This window comes from Thauera sp. WH-2 (assembly GCF_048321015.1).
Lineage (GTDB): Bacteria > Pseudomonadota > Gammaproteobacteria > Burkholderiales > Rhodocyclaceae > Thauera.
On record NZ_JBLWFG010000002.1, the window covers coordinates 101962 to 124247 of the forward strand.

Here is a 22286-nt window from a genome sequence, read left to right on the forward strand (position 1 = left end):
GCACCTGCACATGAATGTGCGAAGAACCTTGCCTTTCCGCATGACCACCGGTTTTCGCCTGAGCCTCGGATTCGGCGTGCTGTTATTTCTGCTGGCAAGCACTGCGGGCGTCAGCCTGCATTGCTTGAACGGCTTCCACGCCACCATCCAGCGCATGGTCACGACCGATCGGGAGCACACGCTTCTCTCCGGGCGCGCGCTCGCATTGATGAACGCCCAGATACAGGACACCTTGCGCTGGACTCGCGGCCCGGAAGGCACGGAGTTGCGCGCGCGCCTGGAAACCCGGGCAGGCGAGCTCGTGAATGCCCTGGATACGCTCGAACGGCGCCTCGGCGACACGGAAGCCAACCTCCTGCTCTCCGACATCAGGCTGCATCGCAGACTCTCCGTCACCTCACTCTCGCAGGTCGCCGAACTGCTGGAGGCGGGCGAACACGAGCAGGCATACCGGAAGGCGACCGAGGAGACCATCCCTGCCCTGGAGGAGGCCATCGAAGGCATCCGGCGCTTCAACGTCTGGCAAGGGGAATCACTCGCTGCAACGGGCGAAGCGTCGCTGCATCAACTGGAGGCAACGCGCCGGAACCTGACCCTCCTTCTTTTTTCGGCAGCCAGTTTTTCGCTGCTGCTCGCAGTGTGGATCGCGCGCGCCGTGCTCCGCCCTCTGGGCGGAGAACCCGAGGACGTGCGCCATGTCGCCGAGCGGATTGCGACAGGCGATATCAACTGCGAGATCCCCCTGAAACCGGACGACCACGAGAGCCTGCTGGCGGCCATGAAGGCGATTCAGCGCAAGCTGAGCGTGCTCATCGAGCAGCACAGCGCGGCGGACCGGGCCTTGCGTGAAAACGAGGTCCGCTTTCGCGAGATGATCGAGAACCTTCGGGACTGGGTGTGGGAAGCCGATGCGAACGGAAGGCTGACCTACGCCAGCCCCCAGGTTCAGTCCATGCTTGGCTATTCCCCGGAGGAGTTGATCGGACGAACGCACATCGACCTGATGCCGCGGGAAGAAGCCGATCGCCTGCGTGCCCAGTCTCCCGACGAGCGGAGACTGCTCGAACCTGCGGTCGTCCTCGAGGTGGTCAGCCTGCACAAGGACGGCCACCGCGTCATGCTGGAACGCAGCGGAAAGCCGTTCTTCGACGCCCGGGGACGACTGGCCGGCTATCGTGGCATTGACCGCGAGATCACGGGCCGCAAGGAGATCGAAGCGCAGCGCCTCGCCGAGCAGGTCCGTTTGCGCGAAGCGCTCGTGCGTGAGGTGCATCACCGTATCAAGAACAACCTGCAGACGGTGATCGGCCTGCTCCGGCGCGAAGCCAGCGCCCAGCCTCAAGCGGCCTCGGCCATCGAGGTGGCCATCGCGCAGGTTCAGGCCGTCGCAATTGTGCACGGACTCTACGGCCGCGCCGTTCGCCACAGCGTATTGTTGTGCGAGTTGCTGCCAGAGGTCGTCAATGGAGTCCAGAATCTGATGGCCATCTCGATCGAGCTTTCGGCCCCTCCCGCGGGCGAGGGCGGACTGATGCTTCGTGAAAGCGAGACCGTTGCGGTCGCACTGATCCTCAACGAGCTGATCACCAATGCCGCAAAGCATGCCGCTGAGGATCAACCGGGCCCCAGGCTGCAGGTCAGGCTCACGCGCGAGGGTCCGTGCGGCCATGTTCAGATCGTGAACACGGGGCAGCTGCCCGCCGGCTTCGACTTCGAGGCCCGCCGGGGGCTGGGTACGGGCCTGGGGCTGGTGCGGGCGCTGCAGCCCGTTCCGGGCATGTCAATCCGCTTTCAGGCGGCCGGCGAAAAGGTCCGGGTCAGCGTGACCATCGAACCGCCGGTGGTCGGTGCGCTGCAGGGCGATCCTGCAGATTTGCGCCCGGACGCTTCATGAACGCTCGCCCTGCCCGGTCAGCATCCTGATTTTTTTGTAATCCCCCCCTAAATTGGCCTGCCGTTGGTCCGATATACTCGGGAAGGTATCTGGACCAATATCCGTCCATCAGTTAAGTTTATCCTTGGGCGCGCAGCCCAGCGCACCGCTGCCGCCCCGCAGCCACTGCCGCCACCTGGCCTGCAATGGCGCCTCACCCGGGCCCGACCCCCGCCCTTTGCGATTCACACCGATCGTCCCGCATCGCGATGAAGCGGGCGACCGATCTGCACTCTGCGGGGCTCTCATGGCAAAAAGACTGACCACTGCGGCAAGGCTTTCACTGGGTTTCGGCATCCTGCTCGTCTTTCTCGTCGGTATCGGCCTCCTGGGGCTGAACCGGCTCGGCACCGTGGAGCGAATGCTGGACCGCATCGTCCAGGTCGATTGGCAGAAGACCGTACTGGCGAACGACGTGATCGACCTCGTCAACGCCCAGACTCGGGACTCTTTCCTGCTGTTTCACGTTCCCGAAAGCACCCATCCGACCATACGGGCCCGCATCGCGAAGCGCATCGACGCGATCTCGGCCCACCTCGACCGCATCGACGGCCTGCTCTACCTCCCGGAAGGACGCGAGATGCTCACCCAGATCCGGGACAAGCGCCGGTCGTACGTAAGCTCTTTCCAGCAGGTTTCCTCGCTGCTGGAGGCGGGCCGAAGGGAAGACGCGTCCGAGCACATGGCGACCCATACGACACCTGCGCTCGATGAACTGCTCGCATCGATCGATGCGCTCATCCGCCTGCAAGGCAGGATCCTCGAGAGCACGGGCGAAGAAGCTGCGGCAAGCTATCTGCGTTCCCAAACGCAGATCTTCGTATTCCTCGCGCTGGCCCTCATATCCTCCATCCTCATCTCCGTCTGGATCGTCCGGGCCGTGACCCGCCCGCTCGGTGGCGAACCCGAGGCCGCGAAGGACGCGGTCGAACGTATCGCCCGAGGCGATCTATCCGCACTGATCCCGGTAAGGGAGGGCGACACGCACAGCCTGCTCGCAGCGCTGCACCAGATGCAGTCAAGCCTCCGCGAGATGATCGGCACCCTCACCGCGAACGCCGACAGCGTTGCCAGCGCGGCAGAGCAATTGGCCGTCGCCTCCAAACAGCTTGCAGAGAGTTCGGCACGCCAGAGCGATGCAGCCACCAGCATGGCGAGCGCCATCGACGAGATGACCACGAGCATCCAGCAGGTTTCCGACAATGCGACCGATGCGCGCCAGATCACGGTGGACGCGGGAGAACGCTCGGATAGCGGCAACCAGGTGATCGGCAGCACCGTCCGGGAAATGCAGGCCATCGCAAGCACGGTCGCCGAAGCGGCCACGACCATCCGGCAGGTCGGTGACGGCTCACAGCAGATCTCCACGGTCGTGCAGGTGATCAAGGAGGTGGCCGATCAGACCAACCTGCTTGCGCTGAACGCCTCGATCGAGGCCGCCCGTGCCGGAGAGCAGGGGCGCGGATTTGCAGTGGTTGCGGACGAGGTCCGCAAGCTTGCCGAACGGACGGCAAAGGCGACGATGGACATCAGCGCGATGATCGACACCATGCTGTCAAGCTCCGATACGGCCATGCGCACGACCGCAGCAGCGGTGACTCAGGTCGAGGACGGGGTCAAGCTTGCCCGGGCTGCGGGCGACGCCATGCGCGCAATCAGCGACGGGACCCAACAGGCTGTGCGCTCGGTCAACGGCATCTACACTGCGCTCAGCGAGCAGAGCCAGGCAAGCGCCGAGATCGCAACCAACGTCGAGCAGATCGCGCAGATGTCGGAGGAGAACAGTGCTGCAACCCAGCAGGCCTACGAAACCGCGCGGCAACTCCGCGAGCTTGCGGCTGAAACGCGAACTGCAGTCAGAGTGTTCAGCCTGTGAAGGCGGGCGCGTCTTCAACCCGCAGGGCGGCGTAGGAAGATGTGAGACAGATCACGAAGGAACATGATTGCTGGCGCGGCGGGGTTGTAAGCGACTCCCACCTTGCTAGAATCCAGACTCGTTCAAAACTAGTCAGGATGACGATGCTCTACCCCGGAACCATGCATCCGGACATCCGGTAAAGCCGGCAAGCCGAATCGGATCTGCGGCCTTCAGGGCTGTCACCGCACGGGCCCCAACCCTGCCCGAATTCTGATCGTCCGCGCGCCTTCTCCAGGTGGAGAGGCATGCTGGCCCTGAGAGTCGAACTGGAGAATCCGCCTTGGGTTGGAACATGAAACAGAGCAGGCCTCGCATCGCACACCCCTCGGGCAGCGCTCGACCATGAGCATCCGACGACTCGCCTACCTGCTATTGGCAGCATTCGCCCTGCTTTCAATGTCTGCAGGGGTCTGGCAGTTGGCCGACAGCCGCAAGAAGGTGCTTGCGGTGGAGTGGGTTCAGAATGCGAACCGGCTATCGGACCTGGCACAGCGCGCAAGCGCGCAACTGGCCATGGAGCGGGGCGCCACGGCAACCCTGCTCGCCAGCGCCGATACGGCGCCCCTCGCGATGCGGGACGAGATCCTGCGGATTCGCAGCGCCGTTGATTTGACCTATCGCCGGATTGCCGCGCACGCGGCGACGATGACGCATCGAGCACCGGATCACCCGCTGCTCAATCAGTTGGAACGGCTGGATCGGGGACAGCGGGAAATCGAGCTTTTCCGCGCTCGGCTCGATGAGCAACTGCAAGGCATCCCTCACGGCCTTGCCGCCGAAACCTGGATCGCGCTGATGAGCGAGCAGATCGAGCAGTTGCGCAGTCTGGGCTCGATCGCGACGCTTCCGCTGCCGAGCAATGACTATACCCAGGCCTCTGCCCCCATCATCAAGGATCAGCTCTTCACCCTGAGCGAGCACCTCGGGCGCGAGCGCGCCCTGGTCGGCGTGGCGATCGCGCGCGGCGCCGCCCTTGGAGAACGGGAACTGGAAGCCCTGGAGGAATACCGGACCATCGCCCTCCACGCCAGGCACCGCATCGAAGCAATCGTCGAGCAGATGCCGCAGACAGCCGAGATCGTGCTCGCACACGAGACCTATCGGACCGAGTTGCTCGACCGCTACGAAGCCCTGCGTGCCCAGATTCTCGCAAGCAGCTCGGGCGGTCAGGCATACCCCATCGACGCGGAGCAGTGGTATCGCGGAGCGACAAGCGGCATCGACGCCGTCCTGGGCCTGACAGCCGCCATCAGCGCGCATTTCGAGCGCGAGTTCGGCAGGCTGCGTACACAGGCCGAAAGCACCTGGGCATTGCTGTGTCTGATCGCTTTTGCCATGCTGGTGCTGCTGGTCGTCACCTTGCAGGTATTGCGCCGCAAGGTGTTGCAGCCGCTGCGCACGCTGGATGACGCAGCCGCCACGATCTCCGTAGGCGACCTGTCACACCCCCTGCCGCCCATGCCCGACGATGAGCTCGGCCGTCTGGGCCAGACCTTCGAAAACATGCGCGAAGCCCTGCTGGCCGATATCACCCGCAGGGAACAGGACGCCCGGCAGCTGAGCCGGTTCAAGTCGCTCATCGAGAGAAGTGCGAGCGCGATGGTGGTGACGAGCCCGGGCGGAATCGTCGAGTACGTCAACGCCAGCTTCGAGACAATGACCGGCTACAGCCCGACCGAATCCATCGGGCGTATGGCCGGCTTCTGGGGCTCCGAAACCGGGGCATCAACCAACCGCCCCAGCCTCTGGGAAACCCTGCGTCAGGGCAGAGCGTGGGAGGGCGAGTTCCTGAACCGGCGCAAGACCGGCGAGCTCTACTGGGCGTCGGCAAACATCGCGCCCGTTGTGAACGACGACGGCCACATCACGCATTTCATCGGCATCCAGAACGACATCAGCGAACAACGACGGCTGCAGGAACGGCTCAATTTCCTCCTGCACTACGATGAGCTGACCGTCCTGCCCAACCGGAACCTGCTCGAGCTTCGCTTCTCCGCGGCCCGCGAGGAAGCGCTGAACCAGGGCGGACAGCTTGCCGTCATCACCTTCGGCCTGAGTCGCTTCGAGCGCATCAACGACAGCATGGGGCGCGACGTGGGGGACCGGATCCTGCGCGAATTCGCTTCGCGCCTGGGTCAGCATGCACGTCGCGGCGACATGGTCTCCCGTCATGGAGGCATCGAATTCTCGATGCTGGCGACGGGGCTCCACAACAGCGAGGATCTCCACAAGCGGCTGGCGCCGATCCTGGAGTCGCTGAATCTGCCGTTCCTGATCGATGGAGAGAGCATGCGGCTGGTGGTACGCGCCGGCCTGAGCGTGCTCCCCGAGCATGGCGAGTCCCTCGAGGTGCTGCTGCGCAAGGCGACGATCGCCCTGCACCACGGCGAACGCTTCGGGCTCGATCGCTGCATCTACGCCGAAGAGCTCGACGAGGATGCGCGTGAGCGGCTTGCGCTCGAAAACGCCCTGCGGCGCGCCCTCGAGCAGAATGAGCTCGAGCTGTATTACCAGCCGAAGGTCGACATGGCCACCGGCAGGCTCGTCGGTATGGAAGCGCTCGCACGTTGGCAGAGCCGGGACACCGGCGAGTGGATTTCACCCGCGCGGTTCATCCCGGTGGCAGAAGAGAGCGGACTCATTCAGCACCTCGGCGCCTGGGCACTGCGCCAGGCCTGCCTGCAGAACTGCACCTGGCAGGCAGCAGGGCTGCCACCGCTGGTCGTTGCGGTCAACCTTTCACCCGCGCAATTGCGCCAGCCCGACCTCCCGGAGGTGGTTTCCAGCGTGCTCGCGGAAACCGGGCTCGACCCCGCGCTGCTCGAGCTCGAGCTGACCGAGAGCGCGCTGATGGACTGCCCGGAACAATCAAACGCAGCCCTGACCCGACTGAAGTCGCTCGGGCTGCAGCTGTCGATCGACGACTTCGGCACCGGATACTCCAGCCTGGCGTATCTGGGCAGGTTCCCGGTCGACCAGTTGAAGATCGATGCGAGTTTCGTTCAGAACGCCACGACCGACGCCACGGCCGCAGCGATCTCCACCTCCGTGATCGCCCTCGCGCATCAGATGGGACTGAAGGTGATTGCGGAAGGCGTGGAGACGGAAGATCAGCTCATGTTCCTCCATCGGCATGGATGCGATGCGATCCAGGGCTACTACTACAGCCGCCCGGTTTCCGCCGCCGCCTTCGCAGTACTCGTCGCCAGCGACAAACGCCTGGCCTTCCCAGATACCCGTCCCGCAGAGCGCACCCTGCTGGCCGTGGACGACGAACCGGCAGTGCTGGCGATGATCTCGCTCGCGCTCGAGAACGAGCCCATGCGCGTGCTCACGGCACGCAGCGCTCGCGAGGCGCTGGAGTTGCTGGCCAGCAACGAAATCCACGTCATCCTGGCCGACGACCGAATGCCGGAGATGAGCGGCACCGAACTCCTCGAGCGCGTGAAGAGCATGTACCCGGACACCGTTCGTATCGTGTTGTCCGGACACGCAGACCCGGGGAAGATACTCAACATCTTCAATAGCGGTTCGGTGTACAAATTCTTCACCAAGCCGTGGGATGCCGCCAGCCTTCGCGAACAGATTCTGGACGCTTTCGCGTATCGCGACGCCCAATCCAGACGCTCGGACAGCGCCTCGGCCCTCGACCACAGCACGAACATCGCCCACCGGACAGCCCGGAGAAAGTGAGCTGCGCGCGCGCCGGGCCTCAGACCCGCGCGCTCGGCCGCTCCGCGACACGGTCACGCCAGTCCTGCAGATTAGCCAGGCCCTCGGCACCGGGCCGGAACTTCATCAGCCCACGCGCGAACTCGATGGCGCAGAACGCGGTGATGTCGGCAATGGTGAAACGTTCCCCGGCCACGAAAGGGCGCGTGGCCAGTTCAGCGTCCAGCCAGCGGGCCACCTCACGCATCTTTTCCCCCTGCGATTCTCCGAACGCCGGAAACTGCGGCTGCTCCAGCGGCGCCAGCCCGGGATGGGTGTGGCGGATGCAGTTGGCAATCGTGCCGAACAGGTACAACTCCATGCGGCGGTCGGTCATTTCGATGAAGGCACGCTCCTCGAAGGTCTCGCCCATCAGGTTCGGCTCGGGGTACAGGCCCTCGAGGTAGCTGCAGATCGCCCGCGTCTCGCCCAGGTAGCGGCCGTCGTCCAGTTCGAGCACCGGCACCTTGGCGAGCGGGCTCTTGGCACGGTAGTTGGAGCTGCGGTGCTCGTCGCGAGCGATCTCGACCACCACCTCCTGAATGCTACGAATACCCTTCTCGGCAATGAACATCTGAACACGGCGCGGATTGGGCGCTCGCGGCGAAACGTAGAGCTTCATCTTCCTTCCTTGAGAACGGCTGGCATCGGTCAGCCCGGCATAGCGGGATGATCGGTCCAAGAAGCTACGCCGGCAAGCACGCCGCAAGCGCTTCAATGCCAACCCACGTAGCGGGCGTGAAGTCCGCCACGATCGCATCCCGAAAGCTGCGGGCCACGGCAGCAGGCACACTAGAATCGGACAATCTGTAGCGCACGGCGGACCATGAGCACTCCCGACTCGAACCTGTTCCACGCCGCGGTCATGCAGTCCTGGAACGCGATCGTGATTACCAGCGCGGACCTCGCGGCAGGCTGTCCGGTGCTGATTGCGAATCCGGCATTCTGCAAGATGACCGGCTACACCCTGGACGAGCTCAAGGGCTGCTCGCTGAAGGTGCTGCAAGGCCCGGAAACCGACCCTGCAGTGATCGAGGAACTGCGCGCCTGCCTGACGGAGGGACGCTTCTTCGAGGGCACCGCGATCAACTATCGCAAGGACGGCACGACCTACGTCGTGCACTGGAATATCACCCCGATCCGCGACACAGACGGCGTCATCACCCATTTCGTCTCGGTGCAGGAAGACATCTCCGCCTACGTACGCGCCAGCCGCGAAAACCGCCTGCTCGCCCGCGCGCTGGATGCTTCTGGCGACCCGATCATGGTGACCGACGCGCAGGAGCGGATCCTCTTCGCCAACGCCGCATTCTCGAAGACCACCGGCTATCCAGCCGAGGATTTGATCGGCAGCACCCCCTCCCTGCTTCGCTCCGGCCGGCACGATCCGGAGTTCTATACGGCTCTCCGCAGGGCGCTTGCGAGCGGGCGGGACTTCCGCGCCACCTTCATCAACCGTCGGCGCGACGGATCGCTCTACCACGCCGACCAGAGCATCTCGCCCATTGTCGACGAGGACGGCCAGACCACCCACTACGTGTGCGTCAGCCGGGACGTCACCGACCAGGTGGACCGGGAGGAGGCCCTGCTGGAGGCCGCCACACGGGATGCGCTGACCGGCCTGTACAACCGTCGCTACGGAGACCAGCGGCTCGACGACGCCCTGGAACGGGCGGAGGCGCTCGGCCACCCGCTGTCCCTGATCCTCGCCGACATCGACCACTTCAAGCAGATCAACGACCGCTACGGACACCCCGCCGGAGATCGCGCCCTGGAGGAGGTCGGGCGCATTTTGCGCCAGTCGGTCCGCGGCCGCGACGCGGTCATCCGCTGGGGTGGCGAGGAGTTCATGATCGTGCTCGAGGACTGCCCCCTCCAGCCGGCCACAGAGCTTGCAGAACGCATCCGGCTGAAGGTGAGCGAATATCGCGACGCCACGTTTGGCGGGCTGACGCTTTCACTCGGACTCGCCACCTTTGCCGCCGACGAACCGAGGAAGCGGCTGGTCGCCCGCGCCGATGCCGCGCTCTATGACGCCAAGCATGCGGGACGCAACCGGCTTTCGGTCGCCGCGCCGCCCGGCGCCGCTCCGGGCTGAAGAGCAATCGGGCACCAGGCGCCCCTAGGCCCGGTATAACACGGGGCCATCCGCACCGGAGCGTGAAATAACCCTTCTTCGATCAGGTATAAATCCGGCACAATTACGGCAAGGACTGGAGGAAACGTGCCGGGCCGCAACACCCCCGGCGGATCGCCCTCCGAACTTCAGCATGCACACCGTCATTCTCGATCGCAGCGCGCCCCAAGCGGCCACACCCCTGCTCAGCCCCGCCCAGATGCTCGGGCTGGCTGCGGTCATCGGCCTGCTGCATCTCACCGCGGCCTACAGCTTCCTGCTGTTCCACACCCTGGTCGAGACCCTGCGCATCGTCGTGCTCGGGGGCATCTTCGTGCTGGCCTGGCACTCCCGCCGCTGGAGTGCAAACAATTTCCTGCTCATCATCGGCACCGGCACGATCTTCGTGGCCGGACTGGAACTGCTGCACACCCTGTCTTACAAGGGATTGAACCTGTTCCCGAGGCACGACGCCAACCTGCCCACGCAGCTCTGGATCGCCTTCCGCTACCTGGAAGCCACCTCCTTCCTGTTCGCCGCACTGTCGATCGGGCGCAGCCACTCGCCGCACCGCCTGGTGCTCGGCTACGGGTTCATCACCGTTGCGATCACCGCTGCGGTCTTTGGCGGCTACTTTCCCGACTGCTACATCGAAGGCAGCGGGCTGACTCCGTTCAAGATCTACAGCGAGTTCGCGCTCATCGGACTCTTCGGCCTGAGCCTGGCGATCCTGTTCGCGCGACGCGATCACTTCACGCCCCAAGTGCTGCAGCTGATTGCGGCCGCGGTCGTCTTCGGCGCGCTGACCGAGGTCGCCTTCACGCAGTACGTGGGCGTCTTCGACTACGCCAACGAGGTCGGGCACTACCTGCTGCTGGTGTCGACCTACTTCCTGTACCGGGCAATGCTGGTCACCGGCATCGTCGCTCCGTTCGATCTGCTGTTCCGCAGCCTCAAACAGAACGAAAGCCAGCTCGAGGCCAGGGTCGCCGAGCGTACGCGCGCGCTGCGTGAAAGCGAATCGCTCAACACCGCCTTCCTGGACAACTCGCCCGCGGTGATCTACCTGATCGACCGCACGGGCCGCTATACCCTCGCAAATGCAGCCTTCGAGCGTCTTGCAGGGCGGCCGAAGTGCGACATCCTCGGCAGGACGCCCTTCGACCTGTGGCCCGCCGAGACGGCCACAGAACTCGACCGTAACAACCGGCGGACGCTCGAAGGAGGAGCGCCGATGCTGCTATCCGAGCGTCTCGGCAGCGGCATCGACACCCGCTTCTTCGAGACCAGCCACTTCCCGCTGCTGGACCCGAGCGGCGCAGTCGTCGGCGCGGGTGGCATCGCCTCCGACGTCACCGAGCACCGCCTGGCCGAAGAGCGCTACGGCATCATGATCCGCACCTCGATGGACGCCTTCGTGCTCATCGACGCCACGGCGCGCATCCTGGAGGTCAACGACGCCTGCTGCACGCTCACCGGCTACACACGTGAAGAGTTGCTCGGCCTGTCGATCCAGGACATCGAGGCCGCAATGGATACGCAGGCGGTGCACCGCACCATCGAGCATGTCGAGCGCGAAGGTGCGGCCCGCTTCGACAGCGTGCTGCGGCGCAAGGATGGCGAGCAACGCGACATCGAGGTCAGCATCCAGTGCCTGAACCACATCGTTGAAGCACGCCTGTTCTGCTTCATCCGCGACATCACCGAGCGCAACCGCACGATGGCGCGCATCGATTACCTCGCACACCACGATGCGCTCACCGGGCTGCCAAACAAGCTCCTGTTCCAGGAGAAGTTCGCCTCCCTGGCCGCACGAACGCTCGCCGCACAGCGCCGGTTTGCGCTCGCCTATGTGGACCTCGATAACTTCAAGAACATCAACGACACCCTCGGGCACGTCGTCGGGGACAGCCTGTTGCGTGAGGTCGCGCAGCGCCTGAACACCCTGCTCGGAGAAGGCGACCGTCTATGCCGCATCAGCGGCGACGAGTTCCTGCTCCTGTTCGACAATGTCGCCGACCAGGCCAGCGTCGCCGCGCGCGCCGAGGAAATCCTGAGCCAGATGGCAGCGCCGGTGTATGTCGACGGACATCAACTGAGCAGCACCGTCTCGGTCGGTCTGGCACTGTTCCCCGAAGATGGCACCGACTTCGACACCCTGTACAAGAAAGCAGACACCGCGATGTTCCAGGCCAAGGCGGCCGGGCGCAACGTGTTCCGCTTCTTCGACGAGGCGATGCACGCCGAGGCGATCGAACGCATCGCCCTGCTCGCCGAACTGCGCGGCGCAATCGAGCGCAACGAGCTGCGCCTGCACTACCAGCCCCAGATCGACCTCGAGACCGGTGCGCTGATCGGCGCCGAGGCGCTGTTGCGCTGGGAACGCGCCGACCAGCAGATGACGCCGCCCGGACTGTTCATCCCGCTTGCCGAAGACAGCGGGCTGATCGTACCGATCGGCGCGTGGGTGCTCCATGAAGCCTGCCGCGAGGCCGTGCGCTGGCAGCAGCAGGGCCTGCCCCCGATGGTGGTTGCGGTCAACCTTTCGGCCGTGCAGTTCCACCGCACGGACCTGCTCGAAACGGTCCGCAATGCGCTGGCCCAGTCCGGACTGCCCGCAGCCTGCCTCGAACTCGAACTCACCGAATCCCTGCTCATCGGCGACACCGACGCAGCGCTCGAGACCGTCCGCCAGCTCAAGGCACTCGGTGTCCGGCTGTCCATCGACGACTTCGGTACCGGCTACTCCAGCCTCGCCTATCTCAAGCGCTTCGCGGTCGACAAGCTCAAGATCGACCAGTCCTTCGTGCGCAGCATGGACAAGGAGCCCAGTAACGCCACGCTCGTGCGCACCATCGTGCAGATGGCGCACAACCTCGGCCTGAAGACGATCGCCGAAGGCGTGGAGCACGAGGGCCTGATCGCGCAGTTGCGCAACCTGCAATGCGACGAAGCGCAAGGCTATCACTTCGCGCGGCCGATGCCGCCGGACGCATTCGCGTCCTGGGCCACCGCGTTCGCGGCCCGGATCGCGGCCCGCCGCGAGCCCGAGAACGCATGAGCGAAACCCGCCTCACCGCGGTGCGCGGCGAGATCGTCCATTTCCTGGCCGATCCGGCACACGATACGGCCGCGCTCGTTCATTTCAATGACGGGCTGTTGATCCTCACTGGCGGTCGCATCGCCGAGTGCGGCCCGGCCCAGGACCTGCTCCCGCATCTGCCCAGCGGCACGCCGGTGGCCGACTACCGCGGCAAGCTGATCCTGCCCGGCTTCATCGACACGCACGTCCACTACCCGCAGACCGACATCATCGCCAGCCACGGCGAACAGCTGCTCGAGTGGCTGGAGAAGTACACCTTCCCCGCCGAGCGCCGTTTTGCGGAACGTGCCCATGCCGACGAGGTGGCGGGCTTCTTCTGCGACACGCTGCTGCGCAACGGCACCACCACCGCGTGCAGCTTCGCCACCGTGCATGCGAGCTCCGTGGACGCGCTGTTCGAGGCTGCGCAGGCGCGCCGAATGCGCATGATCACCGGCAAGGTGCTGATGGACCGCAACTGCCCGGACTTCCTGTGCGACACCGCGGCCTCCGGCTACGCCGAATCAAAGGCCCTGATCGAGCGCTGGCACGATCGTGACCGCCTGCTGTACGCGATCACCCCGCGCTTCGTGCCGACCTCCACGCCCGAGCAGCTGGCGCTCGCGGGCCAGCTCTTCGCCGAGCATCCAAGCGTGCTGCTGCAGTCCCACGTCGCCGAGAACCGCGCCGAGCTCGAATGGGTCGCCCGACTCCACCCCGAAGCACGCAGCTACCTCGACGTTTACGCACACCACGGCCTGCTCGGCAAGCGCGCCCTCTACGCACACTGCATCTGGCTCGACGACACCGATCGCCAGCGCATGGCCGACACCGGCACCGCGATCAGCTTCTGCCCCACCTCGAACCTCTTTCTTGGTTCGGGCCTGTTCGACCTCGCCCGCGCCCGCGAGCGCGGGGTTCGGGTGGGCCTGGGCACGGACGTGGGCGGCGGCACCAGCTTTTCGATGCTGCAGACCCTGAACGAGGCCTACAAGGTGCTGCAGCTTGCCGGCCAGTCCCTGTCGGCGGTGGCCGCTTTCCACCTCGCCACACTGGGCGGGGCGCGCAGCCTCTACCTGGACGACCGCATCGGCAACTTCGCGCCTGGAAGGGAGGCGGATTTCGTCGTCCTCGACCCCTGCGCCACGCCCCTGCTCGCACGCCGCAGCGCAGCCTGCAACACGCTGGAAGAGCGCCTCTTCACAATGATGATGCTGGGCGACGACCGCGCGGTCGCGGCCACTTTCGTGCTCGGCGAGGCGGCCTGGCGGCGCGACACGCTGCCCACCTGAGGCAGCAGGGCACCGGCACATCCGCGGCGGGGTGGTAAGCTTCGCTCGAGACTTCGAGCCACCCCGCCCCCGCCCGAACAAACAAGCACCTACGCGGAGATACCAAGCCTTGCACCCGCTTCGGGAATTCAGTCACATCCTGCTGCACGCATTTCGCAACCTGATGCCGATCGTCGTCGTGGTCGCGGTGTTTCAGCTTGCGGTGATCCGGGAAGTGCCAGACGGCTTGCTGTCGATGGCGGGCGGGCTGCTGATCGTCGCGATCGGCGTCGCACTGTTCCTGCAGGGCCTGGAACTCGGGATTTTCCCGATCGGCAAGAACCTGTCGAACGAGTTCGCCAAGAAGGGCTCCTTGCTCCTGCTGATGGTCTTCGGCTTCTGCCTTGGATTCGCCGCGGTGATTGCCGAGCCGGCGCTGATCGCGGTCGCCTCGCAGGCGGAATCCATCAGCGGCGGGCGGATCGACGGCTTCACGCTGCGCGTGCTGGTGGCCCTGTCCGTGGGCGCCGTGGTGGCGCTGGGCGTGGTGCGCACGATCCTCGGCCACTCGCTGCACTGGTACATGATCATCGGCTATCTGCTGGTGGTCACGGTGACCTTTTTCGCCCCGGCAGAGATCGTTGGCCTGGCCTACGACTCGGGCGGCGTCACCACCAACATCGTCACCGTGCCACTGATCGCCGCGCTGGGCATTGGCCTGGCGGTATCGATCCGCGGCCGCAATGCGCTCTCGCATGGCTTCGGCCTCGTGGCGCTGGCGGTGATGGTACCGATGGTCCTGGTGCAGCTCTACGGCATCGTGGTCTATCGCTTCGGCATGGGTCCGGAATCCGGCACGCCCGCCGTCGCACTCGCCACGGCCGTGGCCGACACCGGCCCCGCCACCCTGCTTCAGCATCTCATGCGCATTCTGGGCGACCTGCTCGGCATGCTGGGCGACGTGCTGCCGATCATCGCGGTGATCCTGTTCTTCCAGTACGCAGCAATCCGCAAGCCCATCGCCCACCTGCAGAAGGTCACCGGCGGCTTCATCCTCGTCATCGTTGGACTGTACGCCTTCGTGGTCGGGCTCAAGCTCGGACTGTTCCCGATCGGGCGCAGCATGGCAGCCCAACTCATCGGGCTCGACACCCTGCTCTATGTGTACCTGTTCGCCTTCGCGATCGGCTTCGCCACCACCATGGCCGAACCCGCGCTGATCGCCATCGGCGAGAAGGCCGAGGAAGCCGGCCAGGGACGTCTGCTCGCCAGCCGCATCCGCATCCTGGTCGCGCTCGGCGTCGCGGTGGGCATCACCGTCGGCGTACATCGCATCATCACCGGCGACTCGATCCACTACTACATCATGGGTGGCTACGCGCTGGTGATTGCGCTGACCTGGTTCGCGCCCAAGTACATCGTACCGCTGGCCTTCGACCTGGGCGGCGTAACCACCTCCGAGGTGACGGTGCCGCTGGTGACGGCGCTCGGCATCGGCCTGGCAACCAACATCGAGGGACGCAACGTGCTGATCGACGGCTTCGGCCTGATCGCGTTCGCGTCGATCTTCCCCATCGTGACCGTCATGCTCTACGCGATCGGGGTGGAGTGGTTGAAGCGAAAAGGAGAGGCAGCATGAAGTTCTCTGTACTGGTAGCGATCCTCGCCGAGGATCTGGAGGAGCAGGCGATCGAGGTCGCGCGCGCGGCCGGCGCAGGCGGCGTGACCATCCTGGGCGGGCGCGGCATCGGCGCGCGGGAGAAGAAGACCTTCTTCGGCCTGACCTACGAGGGTAGCCAGTCGGTGCTCGTGTTCGTGCTCGAGAAGAAGCTCTCGCTGGCCGTGCTCAAGGCGCTTCGCGACGCGCTCGAGCTGCGCGACAACAGCCGGGGAGTGATCTTCACCCTTCCGCTCGAGCATATCGCCGGCATGGACATGAGTCAGATTCACCAATTCGAGGATCGTCTGCGCGACGACATCTAGGAGACATCGACGATGCAACTGGTCAAGGAAATCATGGTGCGCAACGTTGCCACCATTTCGCCCTTCGCGAGCATCCGCGAGGCCATGCAGAAGATGCGCAGCCGCGGCGTCAAGTCGCTGGTGGTCGAACGCCGCGATGCGCACGACGCATTCGGCATCATCACCTACACCAATATCCTCAAGACCATCGTGGCCGAGGAAGGCGACATCGACCTCATCAACGTCTACGACATCTGCGCCAAGCCCGCGCTGACGATCCCGGTCGAGCTGAGCGTCCGCCATGCGGCCCGCATGATGGTGAACATGCGTCTGCGCCGGCTGCTGGTGCTCGACGGCAACGAGCTCGCCGGCATCGTGACCATGAACGACATCGTCACCGACATCCTGAACATGGCCGAAACCGAAACCCCCTGACTGCCTCCTCCGCAGCCCCCAGGAGCGCCGCGAGATGACTGCCCTGCATACCCTGCTCGCCCCGACCGACCTGTCCGCGCTCGCGCGCCACGCCGCCCTGCGCGCAGCGATGATCGCCACCGAAACCGGGGCGCGGCTTTGCCTGCAGCATGTGGTGAACATCAACGCACTCGACAGCCTTCGCCACCTGCTTGACAAGGAGGCGGACGAGATCGAGCGGCGCCTGCTCGACAGCGTGCGCGATGACGTCGAGGCGCTTGCTGCGGACATCGCAGCACGCACAGGCATCCCCCCTGAGGTCCGCCTCAGCAGCGGGCCGATCCTCACAGAAATCGCTGCCCACGCCGACGCCATCGACGCCAGCCTGGTGGTGATGGGCGCGCGCGGTGCAGGTTTCCTGCGCGAGATGCTCATCGGCTCGACAACCGAACGGGTGCTGCGCAAGACCCGCCACCCTTTGCTCGTGGTCAAGCAGAGCCCGCACGAGCCTTATCGGCGCGTGCTTGTCCCGGTGGATTTTTCCGAGCGCTCGGCGGAGGCGATCCGCATCGCCCAGGGCGTGGCGCCAAGCGCCGAGATCTTGCTGCTGCACGCCTTCGATGTGCCGTTCGAGGGCAAGCTGCGCTATGCGGGCGTCGAGGACGCGCAACTCTCGTCCCTGCGCGTGAATGCGAAGCGCGAAGCGGTCGAGCAGCTCAACGCGCTGATCAATGCGGGCGGCTTTCCCACCGACCGCATCCGCCGCCTGGTGCTGCACGGCGACGCCAGCACCTGCATCCTGGAGGAGGAGCAGCAGCAGGACTGCGACCTGATCGTGATGGGCAAGCGCGGGCGTGGCGCGCTCGAGGAGATGTTGCTGGGCAGCGTCTCCAAGCACATCCTGCTGCAATCCAGCGCGGACGTGCTGATCACGGACCGCGCCTCCGGCGGCTGAGCGCCGCGGGCCTCCTGCATAAGGAGGCGCAGGAAGCGGGGTCGGTCGGTTCGCCCCCCCCTGGCTCAAGCCATCTCGAGGAAATCTCCCCAGGCTTCGATCGGCATCGGCTTGCCGAACAGATAGCCCTGGTAGAACTCGCAGCCGTGCTGGCGCAGGAAGTCGCGCTGGGCTGGCGTTTCCACGCCTTCGGCCACCACTTCCAGCCCCAGGGCGTGGCTCATCGACAGGACCGCGAGTACGATGGCCTCGCTGCCCTCGTCCTGTGCCATGTCGCGAATGAAGGACTGGTCGATCTTCAGCTGGGCGAAGGGCAGACGCTTCAGGTAGGACAGCGAGGAATAGCCGGTGCCGAAGTCGTCCAGCGCGAACTGGATGCCGAGCGAACGCAGCTGGTTCATGCGGATTACCGTCTCATCCAGGTCGGCGAGGATGGCACTCTCGGTGAGCTCCAGCTTGAGCCGGCTGGGGTCGATGCCGGCGCGCATGACGACTTCCCGCACGCTGGCGACGAAGTCGGCCTGGTGGAACTGGCGGGCGCTCACGTTCACCGAGATGCAGAGCGGATGCGTGCGCGCTTCGGACTGCCACACAGCCAGCTGGGCACAGGCGGTGCGCAAGACCCACAGCCCGAGCGGAATGATGTGGCCGGTGTCTTCAGCGAGCGGGATGAACTCTGCGGGCGAAACCATCCCGGCTTCGTCCAGCGGCCAGCGCACCAGCGCCTCTGCACCGACCACCCGCCCGTGACGGTCCACCAGTGGCTGGAAGAACAGGCGGAAAGCCTCCGCAGCAAGGGCCTCATGCAGCCGTACCTCCATGCGCGCGTGCGCATCCACCACCGCCTGCATTTCCGGGCTGAAAAAGCGCACGGCGTTGCGCCCGTCCTGCTTCGCCCGGTACAGCGCCACCTCGGCCCGCTTGAGCAGGGTGTCCAGCGAACTGTCGCCATCGAAGAACAGGCTGATCCCGATACTCAGCGTTGCAAAGTGGCGCTCGCCTTCATCGTCACCGAGCACGTAGGGCACCTCGAGCGCCTGCTGCAGCTTGCGCGCGACGTGCTCGGCGTGGGCAAGCGCCTCGGCCTCGGTGCTGCCGATCTGCTCGATCAGCACGGCGAAGTCGTCATCCCCATGGCGGGCGACCGTGTCTTCTTCGCGCACCCCGCCACGTAGACGCGCGGCCACGGTGCGCAGGAGCTGGTCGCCGGCAGCGTGACCCAGGGTGTCGTTGAGCTGACGGAAACGATCGATGTCGACCAGCATCAGCATGCCCCAGGCTTCCTTGCGCGAACTGTTTCGAATCGCCTGGGCGATGCGGTCGTGCAGCAACGCCCGGTTGGGCAGCTCCGTGAGGGCATCGTAGTAGGCAAGCCGGTGCAGCAGCGCCTCGGACTGCTTGCGCCGGGTGATGTCCTCCTTGACCGCGACGTAGTGTGTCACGACGCCGGCCGCATCCTTGATCGGCGCGATCGTGGCGAGCTCCAGATAGGTCGATCCGTCCTTGCGCGTATTATGGAACTCGCCGCGCCAGACCTCGCCGCGTCCGAGCGTGGACCACATGTCTTCGTACGTTTCCTTGGGCGTGAGTCCGGTGTTGAGCACGCGCGGATTGCGACCGACGACTTCATCATGTGCGTAGCCGGTGGTGCGCCGGAAGGCGTCGTTGACGTAGAGGATCTGTGCATCGGTGTCGGTGATCACGATCGACTCGGGACTCTGCTCGATCACCATCGACAGCCGCCGCAGTTCGCCCTCGCGCTTCTCGATCTCGACGGCCATGCCGTCCACCCCTGCGGACAGTTCGTCGAGTTCGCTGACCCCCGTGTCGTACCCCACACGTGTGCCAGGGCTGCCGCTCGCGATACGGGCGACGGCATCGCGCACTCGCAGCGCCCACACCTCCACCTGACGGTAGATGTAGAAGCGCGCAAGCAGGGCCGAGACGAGGGCCAGACCGGCGATCAGCGACAGATGAAGCTGGAAGCGGTGGTCAACTGCGTCCAGCGAGCGATCCAGCGGCGCGCCGATGGTGAGAAAGCCCGAGTCGGGCGCAAACTCCGGCGTTGCAACGCCATACAGACGGCGTGTGCCGTCGAGCCCGGCAAACTGCGCGATCCCGGTTTCCGTCCGCATGACCTGTGTCATCTGCGCCAGTGTGTCCGCAGGGACGACGTGGCCGCGCCAGCGCGAAACATCGGGGTGATGGGCGAGCACATGCCCGGTCGCGCTGATCACGCTCGCCTCCCACTCGCGCGGCAGATTGAAGCCCTGGATCAGGCGCTCGAACCAGCCCAGCGTGATCGAGGCAAACAGCACCGCACGCACCTCACCGGTATCAGTGGCGAGCGGGTACCCGAACACCAGCCCGGGCTTGCCGCTGATGCGCCCGACGATGAACTCCCCGGCGGAGATGCCCTGCCCGCCCAGCGCCGCGCCAAACCAGGCCCGATCCGCAACATTGGTCGGCGCCGCAGCCGGTTCGGCGCTGCAGAATACGCTGCCATCGGGCCGCACCGCGCCAATGTTGGCAAAGCCCTGCACGGAGCCCAGCAACCGGCGCGCAATGCCGGTGCAACGCTCGGGGTCCGCATCGCGCAGATCGTCCGAGCGCGCCATGATCTCCAGAACGAGCACGACCACGCGGTGGGCCGCACGGATCTCGCGGTTCGCGTCTGCGAGCCGGTGTGAAATCTCGGTGTGGATGCTGGCGACCGCCTCCGCACGCCGCTCCTGGTAATCGAGCAGCGCGAACAGCAGGAGCGGGACGACCGCGATCGCGATCGTCAACCACAACCGGAAGCTGAGAGAGTTATGTCGCATCGTTCATGCGGCGCGGAATGCCGGGTTCTTCAGCCAATGCATTACTCGGAAGGGAGCGTGGGCACACTGTGCCCCAATCTGGGAAGTTTGTCTCCTGTCGAGGGCGCGCCCCTGTCAAGAAAGTCACGCATGGCACATGCGAATGCGCATGCAGCCAGAAATGACTCGAAAATATGACAAAGGCCATTTCGGGAAGTTCGCCTTCCCTCCGGTTCCGCCATGACCTTCGACGACCCACCACTCATGCCTTGAGCCGGTAGCCTGTCTTCAGCATCCAGGTCGCCACCGCCACGAACACCGCGAGGAACAGCAGTGCCATCGCCAGGCTCACCCCCACCGCCACATCGGCCGTGCCATAGAAGCTCCAGCGGAAACCGCTCACCAGATACACCACCGGATTGAACAGCGACAGCGTGCGCCAGGCCTCCGGCAGCATGTCGATCGAGTAGAAGCTGCCACCGAGGAAGGTCAGCGGCGTGATGATCAGCAGCGGCACGAGCTGAAGCTTTTCGAAGTTGTCCGCCCAGATCCCGAGGATGAAGCCGAGCAGGCTGAAGCTGAGCGCAGTGAGCAGCAGGAAACCGACCATCCACAGCGGGTGTTCGATGCGCAGCGGCACGAAGAAGGTGGCGGTGGCGAGGATGATGAGGCTGAGCAGGATCGCCTTCGTGGCCGCCGCACCCACATAGCTCAGCACGATCTCGAAGTGCGACACCGGCGCCGACAGGATCTCGTAGATGGTGCGCGAGAACTTGGGAAAGAAGATGCCGAAGGACGCGTTCGACACGCTCTGGGTGAGCAGGTTGAGCATGATCAGGCCGGGTACGATGAAGGCCCCGTAGCTCACCCCTTCCACCTCCGGAATGCGCGCGCCGATCGCCGCGCCGAACACGACGAAGTACAGCGAGGTGGTGATCACCGGGGCCAGCACGCTCTGCAGCAGCGTGCGCTTGGTGCGCGCCATCTCGAAAAAATAGATCGCACGGACTGCGTGCCAGTTCATCTTGCGCCCTCCTTGGCGGGCGTGCCCGCGGCGTCCTTGTTGCGCGGGTCGCCTGCGCCGCCCGGTTCGCGCTCGCTGACCAGGCTGACGAATATTTCCTCCAGCGAGCGCTGGGTCGTGTGCAGGTCGGCAAAGGCGATGCCGGCAGCGGCGAGATCCTGCAACAGGTCGGCGATCGCCCTCTCGCCAGCCCTCTCGCCGGCCCCCTCGCTGCCCTCACCGCTCTTGCTGCCCTCGCCCCCCCTGGCCATCTCGTACGCGTAAATGAGCGTGCTGCCGCCCTTGCCCAGCGTCAGCCCGTAGTGCGCGAGCGCGGGCGGAACCTCCTGCAGCGGCGCCACCAACTGCAGCGTAAGCTGCTTGCCACCGAGCTTGCGCATCAGCGCGGCCTTGTCCTCGACCAGAATCAGTTCGCCCCGCGCGATCACGCCGATGCGCTCGGCCATCTCCTCGGCCTCCTCGATATAGTGCGTGGTCAGGATCACGGTGACACCGCTGTCGCGCAGCCGGCGCACGAGCTGCCACATGTCGCGGCGCAGTTCCACGTCCACGCCGGCGGTGGGCTCGTCGAGGAAGAGGATGCGCGGCTCGTGCGACAGCGCCTTGGCGATCAGCACCCGGCGCTTCATGCCGCCCGAGAGCATCATCAGCCGGGCGTCCTTCTTCGCCCACAGCGACAGATCCTTCAGCAGCTGCTCGAGATAGGCCGGATCGGGCGGCTTGCCGAACAGCCCGCGCGAGAAGCTGACCGTGTTCCACACCGTCTCGAAGGCATCGGTGGTGAGTTCCTGCGGCACCAGGCCCACCAGCGCACGGGCTGCGCGGTAGTCGCGCACGATGTCGTGGCCGTCGACGCGCACGCTGCCCGCGCTCGGATTAACCAGGCCGCAGACGATGCTGATCAGCGTGGTCTTGCCCGCACCATTGGGGCCGAGCAGCGCAAAGATCTCGCCGCGGCGGATGTCGAGGTCGACACCCTTGAGCGCAGCGAAGCCGGAGGCGTAGGTCTTCGACAGACCAGAGATCGAGATGATGGAAGTCATGGCCCGAAGATAGCAGATCGGCGCAGATGGACGGCAGGCAGCTGCGCGAGCGTGCC

At 65.3% G+C, this 22286-nt stretch carries 14 protein-coding genes; 10 read left to right on the forward strand and 4 right to left on the reverse strand.

All coding sequences use genetic code 11. From position 1 onward, the window contains the following. Positions 1 to 10: 10 nt before the first annotated feature. From ACNKW1_RS04690 to ACNKW1_RS04700, 3 genes are all read left to right on the forward strand, one after another. The gene (locus ACNKW1_RS04690; RefSeq protein WP_418363440.1) at positions 11 to 1894 is read left to right on the forward strand and encodes a sensor histidine kinase; all 1884 of its coding nucleotides are present in this window, start codon (positions 11 to 13) and stop codon (positions 1892 to 1894) included. A gap of 286 nt (positions 1895 to 2180) precedes the next feature. After that, positions 2181 to 3809: a methyl-accepting chemotaxis protein gene (locus ACNKW1_RS04695; protein WP_418363441.1), complete on the forward strand. Its 1629-nt coding sequence runs from the start codon at positions 2181 to 2183 to the stop codon at positions 3807 to 3809. Positions 3810 to 4193: 384 nt separating this feature from the next. Continuing rightward, on the forward strand, positions 4194 to 7544 hold the full coding sequence (locus ACNKW1_RS04700; RefSeq protein WP_418363442.1) for an EAL domain-containing protein: 3351 nt from the start codon (positions 4194 to 4196) through the stop codon (positions 7542 to 7544). A 19-nt stretch (positions 7545 to 7563) separates the two neighbouring features. On the opposite strand, the gene ACNKW1_RS04705 is transcribed toward ACNKW1_RS04700, so the two are convergent. Then, positions 7564 to 8184 carry a glutathione S-transferase family protein gene (locus ACNKW1_RS04705; protein WP_418363443.1) on the reverse strand — a complete coding sequence of 207 codons (621 nt, stop codon included), beginning with the start codon at positions 8182 to 8184 and terminating at the stop codon, positions 7564 to 7566. A 204-nt stretch (positions 8185 to 8388) separates the two neighbouring features. On the opposite strand from ACNKW1_RS04705, the gene ACNKW1_RS04710 reads away from it, so the two are divergent. The 7 genes from ACNKW1_RS04710 (at position 8389) to ACNKW1_RS04740 (ending at position 17362) form a co-directional block, all read left to right on the forward strand. After that, a complete protein-coding gene (locus tag ACNKW1_RS04710; RefSeq protein WP_418363444.1) occupies positions 8389 to 9660 on the forward strand; it encodes a diguanylate cyclase in 1272 nt (423 codons plus the stop codon). Positions 9661 to 9832: 172 nt separating this feature from the next. Continuing rightward, a complete protein-coding gene (locus ACNKW1_RS04715; protein WP_418363445.1) occupies positions 9833 to 12739 on the forward strand; it encodes an EAL domain-containing protein in 2907 nt (968 codons plus the stop codon). Then, a complete protein-coding gene (gene guaD / locus ACNKW1_RS04720; protein ID WP_418363446.1) occupies positions 12736 to 14052 on the forward strand; it encodes a guanine deaminase in 1317 nt (438 codons plus the stop codon). The genes ACNKW1_RS04715 and guaD overlap by 4 nt, the downstream gene beginning before the upstream one ends. Before the next feature lie 109 nt (positions 14053 to 14161). Further along, entirely contained in the window at positions 14162 to 15670 is a 1509-nt protein-coding gene (locus ACNKW1_RS04725) for a DUF1538 domain-containing protein (protein ID WP_418363447.1), read from the forward strand. Then, positions 15667 to 16014, forward strand: coding sequence for a P-II family nitrogen regulator (locus ACNKW1_RS04730; protein WP_418363448.1), 348 nt, complete (start codon positions 15667 to 15669; stop codon positions 16012 to 16014). Before ACNKW1_RS04725 ends, ACNKW1_RS04730 begins: the two co-directional genes overlap by 4 nt. A gap of 12 nt (positions 16015 to 16026) precedes the next feature. After that, positions 16027 to 16428 carry a CBS domain-containing protein gene (locus ACNKW1_RS04735; RefSeq protein ID WP_418363449.1) on the forward strand — a complete coding sequence of 134 codons (402 nt, stop codon included), beginning with the start codon at positions 16027 to 16029 and terminating at the stop codon, positions 16426 to 16428. 34 nt (positions 16429 to 16462) lie between these two features. Beyond that, a complete protein-coding gene (locus ACNKW1_RS04740) occupies positions 16463 to 17362 on the forward strand; it encodes a universal stress protein (RefSeq protein WP_418363450.1) in 900 nt (299 codons plus the stop codon). Between the two features lie 65 nt (positions 17363 to 17427). On the opposite strand, the gene ACNKW1_RS04745 is transcribed toward ACNKW1_RS04740, so the two are convergent. The 3 genes from ACNKW1_RS04745 to ACNKW1_RS04755 all read right to left on the reverse strand — a co-directional run bounded on the left by ACNKW1_RS04745 (position 17428) and on the right by ACNKW1_RS04755 (position 22230). Continuing rightward, the gene (locus ACNKW1_RS04745; RefSeq protein WP_418363451.1) at positions 17428 to 20184 is read right to left on the reverse strand and encodes an EAL domain-containing protein; all 2757 of its coding nucleotides are present in this window, start codon (positions 20182 to 20184) and stop codon (positions 17428 to 17430) included. Positions 20185 to 20425: 241 nt separating this feature from the next. Then, complete coding sequence (locus tag ACNKW1_RS04750; RefSeq protein ID WP_418363452.1) at positions 20426 to 21187, reverse strand: ABC transporter permease; 762 nt, start codon at positions 21185 to 21187, stop codon at positions 20426 to 20428. Further along, complete coding sequence (locus ACNKW1_RS04755; RefSeq protein WP_418363453.1) at positions 21184 to 22230, reverse strand: ABC transporter ATP-binding protein; 1047 nt, start codon at positions 22228 to 22230, stop codon at positions 21184 to 21186. Before ACNKW1_RS04755 ends, ACNKW1_RS04750 begins: the two co-directional genes overlap by 4 nt. Between the last annotated feature and the right edge of the window lie 56 nt (positions 22231 to 22286).